The sequence below is a fragment of the Collinsella sp. TF10-11AT genome (genome assembly GCF_003437565.1).
Taxonomy (GTDB): Bacteria; Actinomycetota; Coriobacteriia; order Coriobacteriales; family Coriobacteriaceae; genus Collinsella.
This window is the reverse complement of sequence record NZ_QSQW01000013.1, coordinates 51229-68771: the sequence shown is the minus strand read 5'-3', so window position 1 is coordinate 68771 and position 17543 is coordinate 51229. Positions and strand designations below refer to the sequence as shown.

General features: G+C 60.9%; 13 protein-coding genes. 4 read left to right on the top strand and 9 right to left on the bottom strand.

Annotation, left to right across the window (positions count from 1 at the left end):
* Positions 1-108: 108 nt before the first annotated feature.
* From DXC99_RS08815 to DXC99_RS08775, 9 genes are all read right to left on the bottom strand, one after another.
* A complete protein-coding gene (locus tag DXC99_RS08815; protein ID WP_117584130.1) occupies positions 109-4899 on the bottom strand; it encodes a 2-hydroxyacyl-CoA dehydratase in 4791 nt (1596 codons plus the stop codon).
* Between the two features lie 11 nt (positions 4900-4910).
* Complete coding sequence (locus DXC99_RS08810) at positions 4911-5621, bottom strand: TetR/AcrR family transcriptional regulator (protein WP_040358972.1); 711 nt, start codon at positions 5619-5621, stop codon at positions 4911-4913.
* A gap of 121 nt (positions 5622-5742) precedes the next feature.
* A complete protein-coding gene (locus tag DXC99_RS08805) occupies positions 5743-6606 on the bottom strand; it encodes an HAD-IIB family hydrolase (RefSeq protein WP_233505713.1) in 864 nt (287 codons plus the stop codon).
* A 109-nt stretch (positions 6607-6715) separates the two neighbouring features.
* Positions 6716-7978, bottom strand: a complete 1263-nt coding sequence (locus tag DXC99_RS08800; protein WP_117629937.1) for an MFS transporter — start codon at positions 7976-7978, stop codon at positions 6716-6718.
* A 100-nt stretch (positions 7979-8078) separates the two neighbouring features.
* A complete protein-coding gene (locus tag DXC99_RS08795; RefSeq protein ID WP_158551690.1) occupies positions 8079-8741 on the bottom strand; it encodes a TetR/AcrR family transcriptional regulator in 663 nt (220 codons plus the stop codon).
* 74 nt (positions 8742-8815) lie between these two features.
* A complete protein-coding gene (locus tag DXC99_RS08790) occupies positions 8816-9154 on the bottom strand; it encodes a P-II family nitrogen regulator (protein ID WP_117629936.1) in 339 nt (112 codons plus the stop codon).
* 208 nt (positions 9155-9362) lie between these two features.
* On the bottom strand, positions 9363-10640 hold the full coding sequence (locus tag DXC99_RS08785; protein WP_117629935.1) for an ammonium transporter: 1278 nt from the start codon (positions 10638-10640) through the stop codon (positions 9363-9365).
* A gap of 198 nt (positions 10641-10838) precedes the next feature.
* Positions 10839-11858 (bottom strand): putative ABC transporter permease, encoded by a 1020-nt coding sequence (locus DXC99_RS08780; RefSeq protein ID WP_233505712.1) that lies wholly within the window; start codon positions 11856-11858, stop codon positions 10839-10841.
* A gap of 3 nt (positions 11859-11861) precedes the next feature.
* Positions 11862-12419: an HD domain-containing protein gene (locus DXC99_RS08775; RefSeq protein ID WP_117584135.1), complete on the bottom strand. Its 558-nt coding sequence runs from the start codon at positions 12417-12419 to the stop codon at positions 11862-11864.
* A gap of 228 nt (positions 12420-12647) precedes the next feature.
* Between DXC99_RS08775 and DXC99_RS08770 the strand changes: the two genes are divergently transcribed.
* The 4 genes from DXC99_RS08770 (at position 12648) to DXC99_RS08755 (ending at position 17509) form a co-directional block, all read left to right on the top strand.
* Entirely contained in the window at positions 12648-14429 is a 1782-nt protein-coding gene (locus DXC99_RS08770; protein WP_117629934.1) for a 1-deoxy-D-xylulose-5-phosphate synthase, read from the top strand.
* Between the two features lie 456 nt (positions 14430-14885).
* Positions 14886-15881, top strand: a complete 996-nt coding sequence (locus DXC99_RS08765) for a glutamate ABC transporter substrate-binding protein (RefSeq protein WP_055251966.1) — start codon at positions 14886-14888, stop codon at positions 15879-15881.
* Positions 15882-16019: 138 nt separating this feature from the next.
* A complete protein-coding gene (locus tag DXC99_RS08760) occupies positions 16020-16679 on the top strand; it encodes an amino acid ABC transporter permease (RefSeq protein WP_022094657.1) in 660 nt (219 codons plus the stop codon).
* On the top strand, positions 16676-17509 hold the full coding sequence (locus DXC99_RS08755; RefSeq protein ID WP_117629933.1) for an amino acid ABC transporter permease: 834 nt from the start codon (positions 16676-16678) through the stop codon (positions 17507-17509). Before DXC99_RS08760 ends, DXC99_RS08755 begins: the two co-directional genes overlap by 4 nt.
* The last annotated feature ends 34 nt before the right edge of the window (positions 17510-17543 follow it).

Sequence of the window (17543 nt, the reverse complement as noted above, 5' to 3'; positions counted from 1 at the left end):
GCTGGCCGCTGCGCGGCCAGCAGACTAAAGTCTTGAACGCAAGAAAAACGGGTGGCAGCCGGTACGGCTACCACCCGTTTGTCTCATATCCAGCACAAAGCAGGCCAGTTACTTCTTAATGCCGCGTCCCAGGCGCTCGGCGACCGATGCCACGGCCTCCTCGCTGGCCGGCCCGCAGCTCACACAGCCGTCATGAGCACGCATCTGGCCGGTGACCTCGTCCATCGCGAGCGGCGCCACCTTCTCGAGCTTAAAGCCCTTACCGGCGCGCATGTTCTCCTTGGCCACACTGATCATGAGCTTAATACGGTTGAGCTGGTTGACCTCGGATGCACCGGGGTCGTAGTCCACCGCGACGATGTTGCTCTCGGGGTGCTGACGGCGCAGCTCCTTGATCACGGCCTTACCCACCACATGGTTAGGCAGGCACGCGAAGGGCTGCGTGCAGATGATGTTGGGCGCGCCATGATCGATCAGGTCGAGCATCTCGGCCGTGAGCAGCCAGCCCTCGCCCATGTTGTTGCACACCGAAAGCACCGTGCGGGCCTTGTCGGCCATGGTGCCGATGCGCTCGGGTGCCTCGAAGCGGCGGGACTTCTCGAGCATCTCCTCCACCGGCGTGCGCATCCAGTCCACAAGCTTGATGAGCGCCTGCATGCCCGCACGCGTCGTGGCAGAGCTGCCTAGCTCGTCCTTCTGCAGCTCGGCGTTGCTCATGGAGTACAGAAAGAAGTCGAGCAGGCCCGGCACCACGGCCTCGCAGCCCTCGCGCTCGATGACATCGACCACGTGGTTGTTGGCCGTGGGGTGGAACTTGACCAGGATCTCGCCGACCACGCCCACACGTGGCTTGGTGCCCTCGCCCACGAGCGGCATGGTGTCGAACGCGCGGATGGCCTCGCGGCACAGCTTGGTGTAGTTGTGCCTGTTGAACTTAGGCGCCAGCTTGCGGGCGCGCGCCATGTACTCCTCGTAGAGCGCGTTGGCGGCACCGGGCGTAGCCTCGTACGGGCGGCAACGATAGAGCATCTGCATCATCACGTCACCAAAGAGCACCGCGTAGACTGCTTGCTTGAGCAGCGCCGGCGTAATCTTAAAGCCGGGGTTGTCCTCGCCGAGCGCCACGGCCGAAAGCGAGATCACCGGGATCTCGGGGTGGCCGCTCTCGCGCAGGGCCTTGCGGATGAGCGCGATGTAGTTGGTGGCACGGCAGCCGCCGCCGGTCTGGCTGATAACCACGGCCGTCTTGGACAGATCGTACCTGCCGCTCTCGATGGCCTCCATAATCTGGCCCGTTACCAGGATCGACGGGTAGCAAATGTCATTGTTCACGTAGCGCAGGCCGGCCTCGACGGCATCGTGATCGGTCGAGGGCAGCAGCTCCAAGTTGTAGCCGGCACCGCGGAACACCTCTTTGACCAGGTCAAAGTGGATCGGCGCCATCTGCGGGCACAGGATGGTGTAGCCCTCCTCGCGCATCTGCTCGGTAAAGGGCACCTTGGGCCACGCGGTCGAGGCGCTTTCACGCTGCGCCTCGAACGTGTACTTGCGGCTCGCGAACGCGGGGGCATCCTTGGAGGGAGCCACCGGCGCGGCATCGCCCTGCTCGTAGGCCTCGCCCGCGGCCGTGGCCTCGGCCAGGCGCTCGGCCTCCTGGTCCTTAAGCGCGGCCATGAGCGAGCGGATGCGGATGCGCGCGGCACCCAGGTTGGATACCTCGTCGATCTTGAGCACGGTGTAGATCTTGCCGCTGGCTTCCAGAATCTCCTGCACCTGATCGGTGGTCAGGGCGTCCAGACCGCAGCCGAAAGAGTTGAGCTGGATCAGGTCCAGGTCGTTGCGCATCGTCACAAAACGGGCGACGGCGTACAGGCGGCTGTGGTACATCCACTGGTCGACGACGCGGATGGGGCGCTCGGGCTTCACGAGATGCGCGAGCGAATCCTCGGTAAAGACAGCAAAGCCAAAGCTCGAGATAAGCTCAGGCAGGGCGTGGTTGATCTCGGGGTCGTTATGGTAGGGGCGGCCGGCGAGCACAATGCCATGGCCACCGTGGTCCTCGACCCACTTAAGGGCCTCCTCGCCCATGGTCTGGATGTCCTCGTGGAAACGCGCGTCGGCCTCAAAGGCGGCGTTGACGGCGGCATCGACCTCGGAGCGCGTGATCTTGGGTCCACGCACGCGACCGCGACCGGCTTGCGCATCGGCCACACGGTCGACGGCGAGCACCTGGTACAGACGGCGCTTGAGCTCGGTCTTATCGTGATAGGGCACAAACGGGTACAGGAACTCGATGTTCTGCTCGCGGATCTCGTCGATGTTGAGCGCCAGCGCCGTGGGATAGCTCATGACGATGGGGCAGTTGTAGCAGTTACCGGCGGTCGGGTCCTCCTTGCGCTCCCAGCGCACGCACGGCATCCAGATAAAGTCGACGTCACGGTCGATGAGGTTCATCACATGGCCGTGGCTCATCTTTGCCGGGTAGCACACGCTCTCGGACGGCATGGACTCGATGCCCGCCTGGTAGGTCTTCTTGCTCGACTGGTCGGACAGCTGCACGCTAAAGCCCAAGCGCGTAAAGAACGCATGCCAGAAGGGGTAGTTCTCGTACATGTTGAGCGCGCGCGGGATGCCGACGGTACCACGCGGGGCCTCGTCGGGGCTCAGTACCTCGCGGTCAAAGAGCAGCTCGTTTTTCTTTTTGAAGAGGTTGGGTGCCTCGGTCTTCTGCTTTTTGTGGCCGGCGCCCTTCTCGCAGCGGTTGCCGGTGATAAAGCGCCTGCCGCCGCCAAAGTCGTTGACGGTAAGCTGGCAGTTGTTAGAGCAACGGCCGCAGCGGACGTGCTTTTGCGTCACAGTGAGGTGCGCGATGTCCTCGGCCGAGAGGATGGTCGAGGTGCCGTCGGCGCCGGCGCGATCGCGGGCGAGCAGGGCCGCACCATAGGCGCCCATGCATCCGGCGATGTCGGGGCGCACGGCGTGCACGCCGGTGAGCTGCTCAAATGCACGCAGCGTGGCGTCGGACATAAAGGTGCCGCCCTGGACGATCACCTGGCTGCCGATCTCCTTGGGGTCGCGCAGCTTAATGACCTTGAACAGGGCATTCTTGATGACGGAATAAGACAGGCCGGCCGCGATGTCGCCCACCGTGGCGCCTTCCTTTTGCGCCTGCTTGACGCGCGAGTTCATAAAGACCGTGCAGCGGCTGCCCAGGTCGACGGGGGCCTTGGCATGGATGGCGGCATCGGCGAACGCGCGCACGTCCATGTTCATAGAGACGGCGAAACTCTCGATAAAGCTACCGCAACCCGACGAACAGGCCTCGTTGAGCATGATGTGCTCAATCACGCCGTCCTTGACGCGCAGGCACTTCATGTCCTGGCCGCCGATGTCCAGGATAAACTCGACGCCGGGCAGGAATGCCTTGGCGCCGCGCAGGTGCGCGACGGTCTCGATCTCGCCGGAATCGGCCTTGAGGGCCTCGATGAGCAGCGCCTCGCCGTAGCCCGTGGTGGTCACGTGGCCGATGGTGCAGCCGGCAGGGATGTGATTGTAGAAATCGGCCATGATGACCTTGGCCGTGCCCAGGATGTCGCCGTTGTTGTTGCCGTACCAGGTGTGCAACAGCTGGCCGTCCTCGCCCACGAGCGCGGCCTTCATGGTAGTGGAGCCGGCGTCGATGCCGATGAACACGCGGCCGGTGTAGCCGTCGAGCTTACCCTTGGGGACGACTTCCTGGTCGTGGCGGTTCTTGAACTCGGCAAAGTCCTCGTCGGTGGCAAAGAGCGGATCCAGGCGCTCGACCTCGGCACCCTGCGTGTCACCCAGGCTGTCGATGGCCTCGATAAGCTGCGGGAACGTGCTGAGCTTGTTGGACTCGTGCGCCATGGCAGCGCCGCTCGCCACAAACAGGTGGGCGTTTTGGGGCACAATGCGGTGCTCCTCGTCCAGGTTGAGCGTGAGGTAGAAGCGGTGGCGCAACTCGGAGAGATACTGCAGCGGGCCGCCCAGGAAGGCGACGTTACCGCGAATGGGACGGCCGCACGCCAGGCCCGAGATGGTCTGGGTCACGACGGCCTGGAAGATGGAAGCGGCGACGTCCTCGGGGCGGGCGCCCTCGTTGAGGAGCGGCTGCACGTCGGTCTTGGCAAAGACGCCGCAACGGCTGGCGATGGGATAGATGGTGGTGGCGTTGGCCGCGAGCTCGTTGAGGCCGCTCGCGTCGGTGTGCAGCAGAGTGGCCATCTGATCGATGAACGCGCCCGTGCCGCCGGCGCAGGTGCCGTTCATGCGCTGCTCGATGCCGTTGTCAAAGTAGATGATCTTGGCGTCCTCACCGCCCAGCTCGATGGCGACATCGGTGGCCGGGATAAGGGTCTCGACGGCGCGTTTGCTGGCGATGACCTCCTGGACAAACTCCAAGTCGAGCCACTGGGACAGCAGCAGACCGCCCGAGCCGGTGATGGCGCAGGTCATCTGGGCCGTCGGCAGCACAGTCGCGGCGCCCTCGAACAGATCGCGGGCGCAGGCACGGACGTCGGTGTGGTGGCGCTGGTACTTGGCGTAGACGATCTGGTTGTCATCGTTGAGCACGGCAAGCTTGACGGTGGTGGAGCCCACGTCGATGCCCAGGTGCAGGTTGCCGCGGGCGGCCTCGGGGTTGAAGATCGCGCCTTCGGGGGCGTGGGCGGCGGTGGCGGTTACGGACTCGGCAACGTTGGGCGTGGCTGCGTCAGCGGTGAGCGTCTCCCCTGCCGCGTTCTTGGCATCGGCAACTGCCTCGGCAACTTTCTCGGCAGCCGCGGTCGCGGCCTTCTGCGCGGCGTCCACCACGGCGGGCGCGGCCTCGCGTGCGGCAGCGACCATACGATCCTTGATGCCCTCGACGAGTTTGCTCATTGTCTCTCCTCTTAGTTGTTGGACTCGACGGTTGCGGCGGTGTCGGCCGCGTCCTCGAGCTGCAAGTTCAATAGCTTCATGCCGTATTCCGGCACGTTGATATCGATGGGTTGGCCATACAGGTCACCAGGGCGCACAAAAGCGAGCACCGTCATAATGCGCGCCATGGCCTCGGGCGATTCGGTGAGCCCACGCTCAAACCAGCGCTGAATCATGCCGACCTCGGCGCTCACGACGTAGGTGACGTAGTAGTCAAAGAACGTGCCCAGCGCCAGGCCCAAAATGCCCGTCTGCGCACGCGGCACCACAGCCTCACGCGCGGTGTCGATGATCCTTTTAATGAAGGCCTGGTCGCCGCCCGGACCCAGCAGCGCACCGATTAAGTCGCGGTTGGCCGCAAGATAGCGCAGCAGTTCAACCGAACCGGGCGCCGGCTCGAGTTCATCGATGTTGTGGTAGAGATCGGGCAGCTGAGCTGCGGTGATGAGCTCAATGCGTTCACGGATCTCGGCCAGCAAGCCGTCCTCGATTTGATTGATGAAGTCGGGGATATCGCGGTAGTGCGAATAGAACGTGCGGCGCGTAAGGCCGGCGCGCTCGGTGAGCGACGCGACATTAATGCGCGAAAGGTCGCCGCTTTCGGCAAGCTCGCTGGCAAGTGCCTGGCGAAGGGCACGCTGCGAGCGAAGGGACCGGCGATCGCATTTCTCGAGCTGGGACAAGCGTCCTCCTTGTTACTCAGCCTGTGCGCTATTGCACAGTGCGAGTATTATTGCACACCGTGTGCATCAACACGTAAAGGCAATATTTGGAATGTGACGAGGGGGCAGTCCCTTTGTCACATTATTCGATGATGGTGCGGGAGCTCTGCTTATGCATGGTGGCGAGCATGTGTTTGGGGACGGCGTGGACCATGCAGCTGCCGATAGTTGCGCTCGCGGCGACCTTGGCTGCATCGCTAGCGTTTTTGGTCGCGTAGCTGTGGCGGAAACGCTTGAGCATGGCGATGTCGTTTCCGCCGTCGCCATAAACCGCGACCTCGTCCTCGGCAATGCCGTAGTAGCCCGCCAGCCAGGCCACACTCTCGCCCTTGTTACACGCCACGTCCGTGATCTCGAACATCACCGGATCGAACGGCGCGTTGACCACACGGTCCGAGCGCTCGGCAAGATACGCCTTAAGGTCGCGCTCCAGCTCGGGCGAGGTCACGCGACAATTGATCTTGCATACATCGTGGCGCAGGATGTCACCGATCGACTGGTCGAAATACTGCTCCTCGTGATACCCGCCGCGCGCACGCATGCCGCGCATCACGATGCGCTTGATGGGACTGTCCTTTTTAAAGCCCGCCTGATGCATCTCGAACGAACCGCTCGAGTACATGCCATCGGGCGTGGAACAATCAAAGCAAATGTCCGGGAACGCCTTGAGCAGTTCCTCAGTGACCTGCGGATCGATGGTCCAAGTCTTGAGCACCTCGCCATGGCTGTCGCGCACGATGGATCCATTGGAGCAGCAGGCGTCAAGCGCCAAGCCCGTAAAGCCATGCTCGCCGATCGGCAACGTCGAGCGTCCAGTCGCGGGAACCACGTGCAGGCCAGCCACAGCCAGCTCGCGAATGGCGCGGCGGATGGTCCCATCCGCCTCGTGCAGGGCGTTCAGCAGCGTTCCGTCTAAGTCACTCGCGAACATCTTGATCATGGACATGCCTCTCCTTCGTCTGCCCGATATTGTAGACGAAGGAGAGGCATGTCCAAACAATGCCGTCCCGGCGCGGCGTACCACCGCCTTCACAAATTCACGGTGCCCCAGCGCGTTAAGACAATCGCCGCAATCGATTTTTCAGCCGATAAAACAGAGCCGTCGTCAACGTCAGCACCGCCAACATGGCTGCGAATACAATCGCCGGTGTCCATCGATCATATGCAACCCCGTACGTCAATTGGCCGATAGGTATTGCGCAGGAAAGGACCATGTAAACGACCGAAAGCACTTTTCCGCAGAGCTCAGTCGGCGCTGCCCGCTGAACAAACGCGATGATTTCAACCGACGCAATGCTCGCCCACACCATGACCCATGCCGAACCAACCACAAACACGGTGAGCATGCATGCATCTGCGCCGAACAGTAGCGTGACAATGATCGGTGCGACTCCAAAACAGATCATCGCAACATATCGACATATGCCATTGAAAGAAAAACGATGCGGCCAAATGCCGACCAAGCCACTGCCGGCAAGACCACCCAAGCCCATAGCCACCTCAACTATCCCAACGCAGGACGATTGCATGCCGAGATGCTTTGTAACAATAATGGGAGCGCCAATCATTAGCCCAACCAACGCAAGGTTCAAAACTGCCGCAAGCAAAATCACAGCGACCAATAATGCATTTTGCAACAGATACCGAATCGACTCCCGAAAATCGTTTCGGCATGTCGTACGAGTCGCGCCGTCTCCCATCGTTTCAAATGAGGCATTTTGCTTGAGCGCGCCCCCAAACAAGAGAGCTGAAATCGCAAACGCCACCGACGCGGTTGTGCAAAGAGCATCGATGCCAAAGTACCCATAGACTGCCGTCCCGACCACAGGGCCCAAGATATTGCTCACCATGGTCATCTGCGAAACCAATGCAGTGGCCCGCTCAACCTTCTCTTCACCCGCCATGCGCACCGTCTCAATTTGGAGCATTGGCTTCAGCAGCGATTGAGAACCATATTGAACACAAAGTATCGCTACTACGACGACCGCAAGAGGCAATGAGTGCTTCATGGGGATAGACAGCAGTGATGCAGTCATCAGAGCAATGCCGAGGGACACGAGGACCTCGCGATGTCTTCCCCTATCCGCCAAGATTCCGCCAACCGGAGTTGCAAGTACGCCGGGTATGAACGCTATCGCCGCGACGACGCCATATAACGTTGACGATCCACTGCGATCGAACAAGTAAAGTGGATACGCAAAGCACAGCGCCGACAGCATCGAATACGTGCACAGCTGCGCAACCAGAAGTTCCGCGAGCCTGATTGACCGCACTGTTTTTGATTTCAACGAGACACCGACGTCTCTCAGCCCAGCCATAAGCCCACCCCCTATACATACCACTAGTATGTATTTAATGACTTGAAAAGGGCAGCCGTGGCTACCCTCACAAATCAATTACATACCGTTGGTATCTATATTACCACCCGGCGCGGTCCCATACGCCCCAAATCTGCGCCGTTGTCTGAAGCACTTCATTACCCAAATCGAGCCCCACCGCGGCAGCCATCTGCGCCAAACATTGTGCGCGAGCGAGCATTCGCTCCTTGGGCTCGAGCGGACGGAACAATGGCAGCAGCCAAAGATTCGCCAACAACGATACGGCCTCCGCCGCTTCGCGCGGGCATTCGCACGCAATGGAGCCGTCGGCGATGCCCTCCTCGATCACTGGCAAGAGACAGCCATCGGCCGACTCGTCAAATGAGCCCTGGTACTGCATCGCCAGTAGGCGCGAGCTTTTTACCGGATCTGCTGCAGGACGCATACGTGCCCATAGCTCAATTTGTGGAACAACGGACTCGGGAGCGTACAGTCGCTTGAGCTTTTGGGCTCCGGTCATATTACCGACGCCAAGCATCGAGCGGCGGTGCTCAACAATCGGAGTCATCGCCCGATCAAACGCGGCGTTGAAAATCTCTTCTTTGCTCTTGAAGTGATGATAGACAGCGCCCTTGGTCATGCCGTCGAGACGGTCAACGATATCTTGAATACTCGTCCCCTCATAACCCTGTGCGCAGAATAGCTCCAGTGCCGCGTCGAGAATCTTCGCGACCGTCTCCTCGGGATATTTATTGCGACCCATAATCCGCCCATCCGCAACGCAAGCCTTGTGCCTCATTGCAGCATTTTAACGTTGCGGATGGCAGACGGTCGATTCTACACCGCGGCGGGGCCATGTTCGCCGGTGCGAATGCGGATGACTTCCTCGACCGGCTCGACCCAGATCTTGCCGTCGCCGACGGCGCCGGTGCGGGCGGCATTGCAGATGATGTCGACAATTCCGTCGACATGTTCATCGGCGCAGATGAGGGTGAACTGCACCTTGGGGATGGTATTGACGAGCAGTTCGTTGCCGCGCACGTATTCCTTCCAGCCATGCTGTGCACCGCAGCCCTGCACCTGGTTGATAGTCATACCGCGAACATCAGCAGCAAACAGCGCATCTTTGAGAACCTCAAGCTTCTCAGCACGAACGATCGCCGTAATTTTCTTCATAGTGAATTCCTCTCAATAATCAACGTATCCCTTTACATGAGACGCGGGTTTCCCAGGTGCCGTAAACCAACCTCAGAGATCAAAAAAGTTCAACTGACTGGTCTTAGCAGGTTTCCCAAGTGCCGCAGATTGCCGTGAAAGAGGAGCGAAGCGTACTTAAGTACGTGAGCGACGATTGAACGGCAAGGTGCGGTGCTTGGGGAAGCTGCTAATCGAGTCCGGAGAATGAGGGGTATGCGCTCTCGCCGTGCTGACTCGCATCCAGGCCCAGCGCCTCGTCGGCCTCGTCCACGCGCAGGCTACCGTGGAACAGCGCCTTGACCACCGCGGCGATCACCAAGTCGAGCATCAGCACAATAACGACCGTCACCACAATGCCCAGAACCTGCGAGACAAGCAGCGACACGTCGCCCGTGAAGAACAGGCCGCCCTTACCGGTCCACGAGAGCTCCGGCACGCAGAACAGGCCCGTGAGCACACCGCCCAAGATGCCGCCGATACCGTGGCAACCGAACGCGTCGAGCGCATCGTCGTAGCCGAACTTGGTCTTAAGATGGCTGATGGCCAGATAGCAGACGGGCGATACGATCAGGCCCATGACCAGCGCCGCCCACGGCTCGACAAAGCCCGCACCCGGCGTAACCACCACAAGGCCCGCAACCAAACCGGTGCTAGCACCCACCAGCGTGGGACGATCGGTGTGCACGCGCTCGACGACAAGCCACGAGACCATGCCCGCCGCGCTGGCCGTCACGGTGTTGAGGATGGCGAGTGCCGCCACGGCGTCGGCCTTAAACTCGCTGCCGCCGTTAAAGCCAAACCAACCAAACCAAAGTAGACCGGCGCCCAGCGCCACAAACGGCACGTTATGCGGACGGTAGCTCACCATGCCAAAGCCGCGACGACGGCCGAGCATTAAGCAGAGAATCAGGCCCGTGAGACCGGACGAAATGTGTACCACGTCGCCGCCGGCAAAGTCGAGCGCGCCGATGATGTCGCCGATAAAGGAACCATCGCCGCCCCAAACCATGTGGGCGAGCGGCGCATAGACCACGAGCAGCCAAATGCCCAGGAAGGCCGTCATGGCACCAAACTTAACGCGGCCTGCCAGACTGCCCGTAACGATAGCGGCGGTGATCATGGCAAACGCCATCTGGAAGGCGATGTTGATGATCTGAGGGTAGACGGCACCATCCGCAGCATTGCCCTCGGCCGCCTGCAGCACCTGGTTGAGCACCGGCAGGCACAGCAACTGGTCAAAGCCGCCAATAAACGGGCTAGAACCGTCGCCACCGTAGGCCAGCGACCAGCCGGCAACAATCCACAGCACACCAACCAGGCCAATGGCGCCAAAGCACATAAGCATGGTGTTGATGACATTTTTGCGCCTGGACAGGCCGCCATAGAAAAACGCCAGACCCGGTGTCATTAAAAACACGAGCATGGTGCAGATGAGCATAAACGTTGTCGATCCCGTATCGTACATTCGCTCCCCCTTGGTCGCATGAACGTTGTCGGCGCTCATGATGCGGCCGAGGGGCAACTGGTGTAGACCAGATACGGCGTTGTTAAACGCTGCGTTGTCGAATGGAAACGGCACCGCAATCTTGGAAACGGCGCGGCAACGGACGCGAAACGAACGGGAAACGTGCGAACGAGAAGGGCGCGCTTGGCTCCGCTCTGGCTAGCGCCGGAACAGCTCGCGGGCTCGGTCGCGGAGGTCGGTAGCTCGAATGACACCCTCGTAACGATTGATGCACAGACGCGGGAAGGCGTTAAAGAAGCGTAGGTCGCGGCGGCTGAGTGACACGCTCGGTACCGGGCGGCTCATGCGCTTGCCGGCAAGGCGACGACCGAGCGACGGACGCGGCATACTCGGCGCGGCATCGGCCACGCGGCGGGCAGCGAGCGCCAGGCCGCGAGCACCATCCGAGATAAACGTCGGCATCGAAGTCTTCTCGCGCAGGGCATCGAGCGCCGCGTCGCCCAGCTCGGCCAGCCAAGCGTTAACGGCGCGACCGCGGATATGCGTCTGCGCCACCGAGTCAATCGCCGAATCGGGAATACGTTCGAGCATAGAGTCGGAGGCGTCGGCAAGCGACTCATTGATGCGGTCGGCAAGGTCGGCACGCACACGCTCAAGCTGATCGGACAGACGCCGCCAGCTCGCCAACGAGCACACCGCATCGACCATCATCGCGACCGCGACGATAAAGGCGGCCAAGCGCACGATTAGCACCGGCAGATGGCCAAGCAGCCCCAGCAATGCCGGCTCCACTAAACGGCAAATACACAACGCACCCAAGCCAAACGCGCAGGCCCAGTACAGGCAGATGCGTCCGTGCAGGTTAAACGGCAGATGCGAGTAATCCCAAAACCGGGCACCCGTCGTTTTTTCCAACAGCACGCCCACGCTATATTCGATCACGCTGCATACGAGCGCGGCAGCGACAAACTGGCTCGAGGCGTCTGGGATTCCACGCAGCAGCAACCAGCACGCAATGCCGCCCGCACCGTAGATGGGACAACACGGCCCTAGCAAAAAGCCGCTGTTGGCAAAGCGTCCGTGGTTGAGCATGGCGCAGACTGTCGACTCCCATACCCAGCCGCAAAAACCGTAGAAGGCAAACGAGAGTACCAGCGCCGAGAGCGGACAGGCGGCAAGCGTCGCGCCGTCAAATGCCATGTCGATCGCGGTTCCCACCGTCTACCCACTCCTCTTTTCGTTCGATTCTTTGCTCGAGCCGTCACTCGGGCCCTCGTTCAAATCGTTCGCGCCGCCTTTGCGCGGCAGACGGCCGGCAATCGTCTCGCGCAGTGCGCACCATTTATCCGCCAGGCACACAATCCATGCCTCACGACACGTCGGCGGCACCGGTACCAGCGGAAACATATGCCGTACGATAATATTCCGCTCGCGCGGCGTCAGCTCAAAATCTTCCTCCGCACGCGCCAAGGCAAAAAACGGGTGACGAAAGCCATGCAGTCGATGGCTTGGGTCGGGATCGTGCCAGTCATAGAGAAAGTAATCGTGCAGCAGGGCCCCGCGCAGCAGCGATAAGCGGTCGACGGAGATACCGACGCGGCCCAGGCGCTCGGCAAAGGACAGACTTGCCCGCGCTACCGAGGTCACATGCGTATAGACCGTCACATCGCCATGTTGGATAAACTCATGCATCAGGTCCAAGCGGCCCGCCTGGGCAAGCTGACGGGCGGCATCGTCGACCTCGCGCGCGATTTTCTCGGCACGAACGGTATCGGACATGCGGCCTCCTTCCGGCGGCGCTCGGCGGCAAGCCGCGGCCTGCGCGCAATGAATAAAATCATCATCGAATTTACCAGTATGGCATCGGACAAAACGTTTTGCCCCACCAGTTGGCGAATTACCGCGCCGCCGTCACATATCAAACGCCAAAATGTGCGAGACTGTCTTGTGCAATTGTGCCGGCCGAGGGAGTGCCGGCGCACGATTCGCATGGAGTAACCCACAACGATGCTGCTTACGCAAACGACAACGCCCGAGGACGTCAAGGCTCTCGATCGCGCCGAGCTTCCGCTGCTCTGCGGCGAGATCCGCCACGCCATCCTCGAAAGCTCCGCCGCCGTCGGCGGGCACGTTGCCCCCAACCTGGGCGTCGTTGAGCTTACGGTTGCGCTCCATCGCGTGTTTAACTCCCCCACCGACAAAATTGTCTTTGACGTGTCGCACCAGACCTATGCCCACAAGGCGCTGACTGGGCGCGCGTACACCTATATCGACCCGGCACGCTACGGCGAGGCCTCTGGCTTTGCCAATCCCGACGAGTCCGAACACGACCTGTTCGCCATGGGCCACACCTCCACATCGGTGAGCCTGGGCTGCGGCTTGGCGCACGCTCGTGACCTGGCGGGCGATGCGTACAACGTCATCACCATCATTGGCGACGGTTCGCTTTCGGGCGGTCTGGCGTTTGAGGGCTTTAACAATGCCGCCGAGCTCGACAGCAACCTGATCATCATCGTCAACGATAACGACCAGTCCATTGCCGAGAACCATGGCGGCCTGTATCGCAATCTGGCCGAGCTGCGCGCCAGCAACGGCACCTGTGAGCGCAACGTTTTCCGCGCGATGGGGCTCGACTACCGCTATCTGGACGCCGGTAACGATGTGTTGGCCCTGGTCGACGCGCTGCAGGAACTGCGCAATATCGATCATCCCATCGTGCTGCACGTCTCCACCGCCAAGGGCAAGGGCTTTGAGCCGGCCCAGAACGACCCCGAACGCTGGCATCACGTGGGTCCGTTTGACATGGCAACTGGACGCAAGCTCTGCCCGGGCCATCCGAGCGAGCCTGCGCCGCGCACCTATGCCGACATTACGGGCGAGGCGCTCAGCGCCGCCATCGAGCGCGATTCGCAGGTCGTGGGCATCACGGCCGCCACGCCCTACATCATGGGCTTTACACCCGAGCTTCGCGCTGCCGCCGGCAAACAGTTCGTCGATGTGGGCATTGCCGAGGAGCACGCCGTGACCTTTGCCACCGCGCTTGCGCGCTCGGGCGCCAAGCCGGTCTTTGGCGTGTACGGTACGTTCTTGCAGCGTGCCTATGACGAGCTGTGGCACGACCTGTGCCTCAACGACGCCCCGGCGACCATCCTTGTATTCGGCGCGTCGATCTTTGGCACCACATCCGAGACGCATCTTTCGTTCTTTGATATTTCCATGCTGGGCGCTCTTCCCAACATGCGCTACCTGGCGCCGGCCTGCATGGAGGAATATCTATCCATGCTGAGCTGGTCGCTCGACCATCGCGAGCATCCTGTGGCGATTCGCCTGCCCGGCATTGGCCTGGTAAGCCGCCCCGACTTGGCGCCTGCCGAGAACGCCGATTACGGTGTCGCGCGCTACAACGTGGTGCGCCAGGGCCGCGACGTGGCCGTGCTCGCGCTCGGCGATTTCTTTGAGCTGGGCAAGCGTGTGGCAAACCGCTTGGCAGCCGAATACGGTATCGAGGCCACGCTCGTCAACCCTCGCTTTGCAACCGAGCTTGACCGCGAGTTCCTCGACAGCCTTGCCACCGAGCATCGCGTTGTCGTCACCCTCGAGGACGGCATCTTGGACGGCGGTTGGGGCGAACGCGTCGCGTGCTACTTGGCCTGCACGCCCGTGCGCACGCGCACCTTCGGCATCGCCAAGGGCTTCCCCGACCGCTACGACCCCAACGAGCTGCTCGCTCAGAACGGCATGACGGTCGAGAACATGGCCGCCGAGGCCGTAAGGCTACTCAACGAGTAAAAAACCTCCGCAAGGGAAGCACCCCTGCGGAGGTTTTTATTTTCGCGGCGCGATTATCTCAATCTGTAACATCTATGGCCCGAATTCCCGTCTAACTGTTACAGGTCTAGACAAGACGTCTTAGTCCCTGACGTTTGTCTCAATCTGTAACAGATAGAGACCTTTTGTCCGTCCAGATGTTACAGATTGAGACATTCGAATCCCATTAAGGAGATAATCTCAATCTGTAACAGCTAGAACCCATTTCCTCGTCTACCTGTTACAGATTGAGACAAAGCAGCGAGGCAGGCCACCACATCTGCAAGAACCACCACAAAGGTGCCTGTCCCTTTTTGGTAGGAAGAATTACCCATAAGGTAAGTATGTTTCTGAGTTATTTCGTGTTGACCCATCTGAGCGGGATAGGGTATAACTCTACTCAACCGCTAGGGATTTTATTGAGAAAGGTGTTCTACCATGAGCAAGAACCTCTCCCAGCAGGTCGTTCTCGACCGCCGCGGCTTTGTCGCCGCCACCTTCGCAACCGTCGCCGGCCTTGGTCTTGCCGGCTGCTCTGACACCAGCGCCGAGGCTGACAAGGGTTCCGCCGCTGGCTCCTCCAAGAGCTCCGAAGATACCGAGGCTTCCACCATACTCGATGCCAAGGCATTCGACAAACTCGTCGACAACGGCCCCAAGGCCGATGACGACGCCATCGCCGCCAGCACCTGGGCCACGGCCGTCAAAGACGCCGGTGTCTTTAAGATCGGTGGCGTTCAGACCTCCACACTTTTCTCCCTCCTCAACGAGAAAGACGGTCAGACCCGCGGCTTCGATGCCGGTATCGCACAGCTCCTGTCCAACTACATTCTGGGCGAGAACAAGGTCGAGATCACGCAGGTGACCTCGGACACGCGCGAGTCCGTCCTGCAGAACGGCCAGGTCGACGCCGTCTTTGCCACCTACACCATCACTGACGAGCGCAAGAAGCTCGTCTCCTTTGCCGGTCCCTATTACTACACGCAGCAGGCCATCCTGGTGCTCGCCGATAACGACGACATCAAGAGCGTCGACGACCTGGCCGACAAGAACGTCGCCGTCCAGTCCGGCTCCAACGGCCCCGCCATCCTGGAGGAGTTCGCTCCCAAGGCCAGCCAGCAGGAGTTCAAGACCGACGAGGAGGCCCGCCAGGCACTCCAGCAGGGTCGCGTTGACGCCTACGTCATCGACAACAACATGCAGCAGAGCGCCCTAGTCCGCGAGCCCGGTAAGTATAAGATCGCCGGCAAGCCCTTCGGCAGCAAGGAGCCCTATGGCATCGGCCTGCCGCTCGATTCCGACGGCGTCGCCTTCGTCAACGACTTCCTTAAGAAGATTGAGGACGACGGCACCTGGACCGAGCTGTGGCAGATCTGCATCGGTGACCGCACGGGTGACACCAATGTTCCCGAGCTGCCCGAGATCGGCGCCTAGGCAACGCGCCTAGTAACGGCCGCAACGAAACCATACGGAAACGCACGGTGCGCTTTATTGCGCTAAACTGTTTCTTCACTGAGTTGTCGGGGCTTCCGTACACACGGGAGCCCCTTTCCTTATCGGCGGGAGGTCCGCATGAGTCTCTCCGAGCTCTGGTCGCTCTATGGCCAGAACTACATTGACGCGCTGCTAGCAACCTGGGGCATGACGCTTGAGTCGTTTGCCATCGCCATGGTGCTGGCCGTCGCCGTCACCGTGATGCGCGTGTCGCCGCTCAAGCCGCTGCGCGTCTTTGGCGACCTGTATGTCCAGGTCTTCCGTAACATCCCCGGCATCGCGCTGCTCATTATCGTCGTCTACGCGCTGCCGCCGCTCAAGGTCGTCCTGCCCTACCGCACCTGCGTCATCGTCGCCACAGTGCTCTTGGGTTCTGCCTTTGGCTCCGAGAACTTTATGAGCGGCATCAACACCGTCGGTGTCGGCCAGGTGGAAGCCGCCCGCTCGCTGGGCATGAGCTTCAGCCGTATCCTCGCCAAGATCGTGATTCCGCAGGCGCTGCGCTCGAGCGTGCTGCCCATGACCAACCTCTTTATCGCCGTCATGCTCACCACCGCGCTCGGCAGTCAGGTGCCGCTTAAACCGCAGGAGCTCACCGGCGTGGTGAGCTACATCAACACGCGCTCGCTCGGCGGCGTCGCCGCGTTCTTTATCTCGGCGCTCGGCTACCTGGGCACGGCCTTTGTGGTGAGCCACATTGGCAACTATATCGATAAGAAGGTGAGGATCCTCCGATGAGCAAGCACTCCACCTCCGCGCTCACCATGCGCGATGCGCTCTACGAGGCTCCCGGCCCCAAGATGCGCGCCAAGATTCGCGTCGGCACCGCCATCTCACTTGTTGCCGTGGCCGCGCTCATCGCTCTGGTACTGCAGCGCTTTTATGTGACCGGCCAGCTTTCGGTCCATTACTGGTACTTCTTTACGCACCTCACCACCTGGAAGTTCCTGCTTGCCGGTTTTGAGGGCACGGTAAAGGTCGCGCTCACCGCCGGCGCCATCGCGCTGGTACTGGGCTTAGCCCTCATGCTCGGCCGTACCAGCGACATCAAGCCGCTGCAGCTGGTCTGCCGCGTGCTCACCGATTTCTTCCGTGGCGTGCCGAGCCTGCTGTTCATCTACTTCTTCTTTTTGGTGCTGCCTCAGTACAAGATTTCACTGCCGTCGTTTTGGATGCTCACGCTTCCCGTCGCGCTCGCTGCAGCCGGCGTACTTGCCGAGATCTTCCGCGCAGGCGTCAACGCCGTGCCGCGTGGTCAGGTCGAGGCAGCCCAGGCGCTCGGTCTCTCCAAGGCCAAAATCACCTTTAAAATCGTATTGCCCCAGGCGATTCGGTTTATCATTCCGTCGTTGATTTCGCAGCTCGTGGTCGTAGTCAAAGACACCACCGTCGCCTATGTGGTGAGCTACCCCGACCTCATGCAAAATGCCCGCGTGCTCATCACCAACTACGACGCGCTCGTATCGGTCTATCTGGTGATCGCGGTCATCTACATCCTCATCAACGTCGCGATCAACAAGGCCGCTGTCTACGTTTCGCACAAGACCGGCGCGACCATCATCCGCTAACGCTTTACCATTTCGAGTCATAAGGAGCCGAGCA

Excerpts from the sequence above, each read along its gene's own strand:
- DXC99_RS08800 (WP_117629937.1), bottom strand. The coding sequence starts at position 7,978 with ATGGCTGGGCTGAGAGACGTCGGTGTCTCGTTGAAATCAAAAACAGTG.
- DXC99_RS08760 (WP_022094657.1), top strand. The coding sequence starts at position 16,020 with ATGAGTCTCTCCGAGCTCTGGTCGCTCTATGGCCAGAACTACATTGAC.
- DXC99_RS08795 (WP_158551690.1), bottom strand. The coding sequence starts at position 8,741 with ATGGGTCGCAATAAATATCCCGAGGAGACGGTCGCGAAGATTCTCGAC.
- DXC99_RS08770 (WP_117629934.1), top strand. The coding sequence starts at position 12,648 with ATGCTGCTTACGCAAACGACAACGCCCGAGGACGTCAAGGCTCTCGAT.
- DXC99_RS08815 (WP_117584130.1), bottom strand. The coding sequence starts at position 4,899 with ATGAGCAAACTCGTCGAGGGCATCAAGGATCGTATGGTCGCTGCCGCA.
- DXC99_RS08785 (WP_117629935.1), bottom strand. The coding sequence starts at position 10,640 with ATGTACGATACGGGATCGACAACGTTTATGCTCATCTGCACCATGCTC.
- DXC99_RS08755 (WP_117629933.1), top strand. The coding sequence starts at position 16,676 with ATGAGCAAGCACTCCACCTCCGCGCTCACCATGCGCGATGCGCTCTAC.
- DXC99_RS08805 (WP_233505713.1), bottom strand. The coding sequence starts at position 6,606 with ATGTCCATGATCAAGATGTTCGCGAGTGACTTAGACGGAACGCTGCTG.
- DXC99_RS08775 (WP_117584135.1), bottom strand. The coding sequence starts at position 12,419 with ATGTCCGATACCGTTCGTGCCGAGAAAATCGCGCGCGAGGTCGACGAT.
- DXC99_RS08790 (WP_117629936.1), bottom strand. The coding sequence starts at position 9,154 with ATGAAGAAAATTACGGCGATCGTTCGTGCTGAGAAGCTTGAGGTTCTC.
- DXC99_RS08765 (WP_055251966.1), top strand. The coding sequence starts at position 14,886 with ATGAGCAAGAACCTCTCCCAGCAGGTCGTTCTCGACCGCCGCGGCTTT.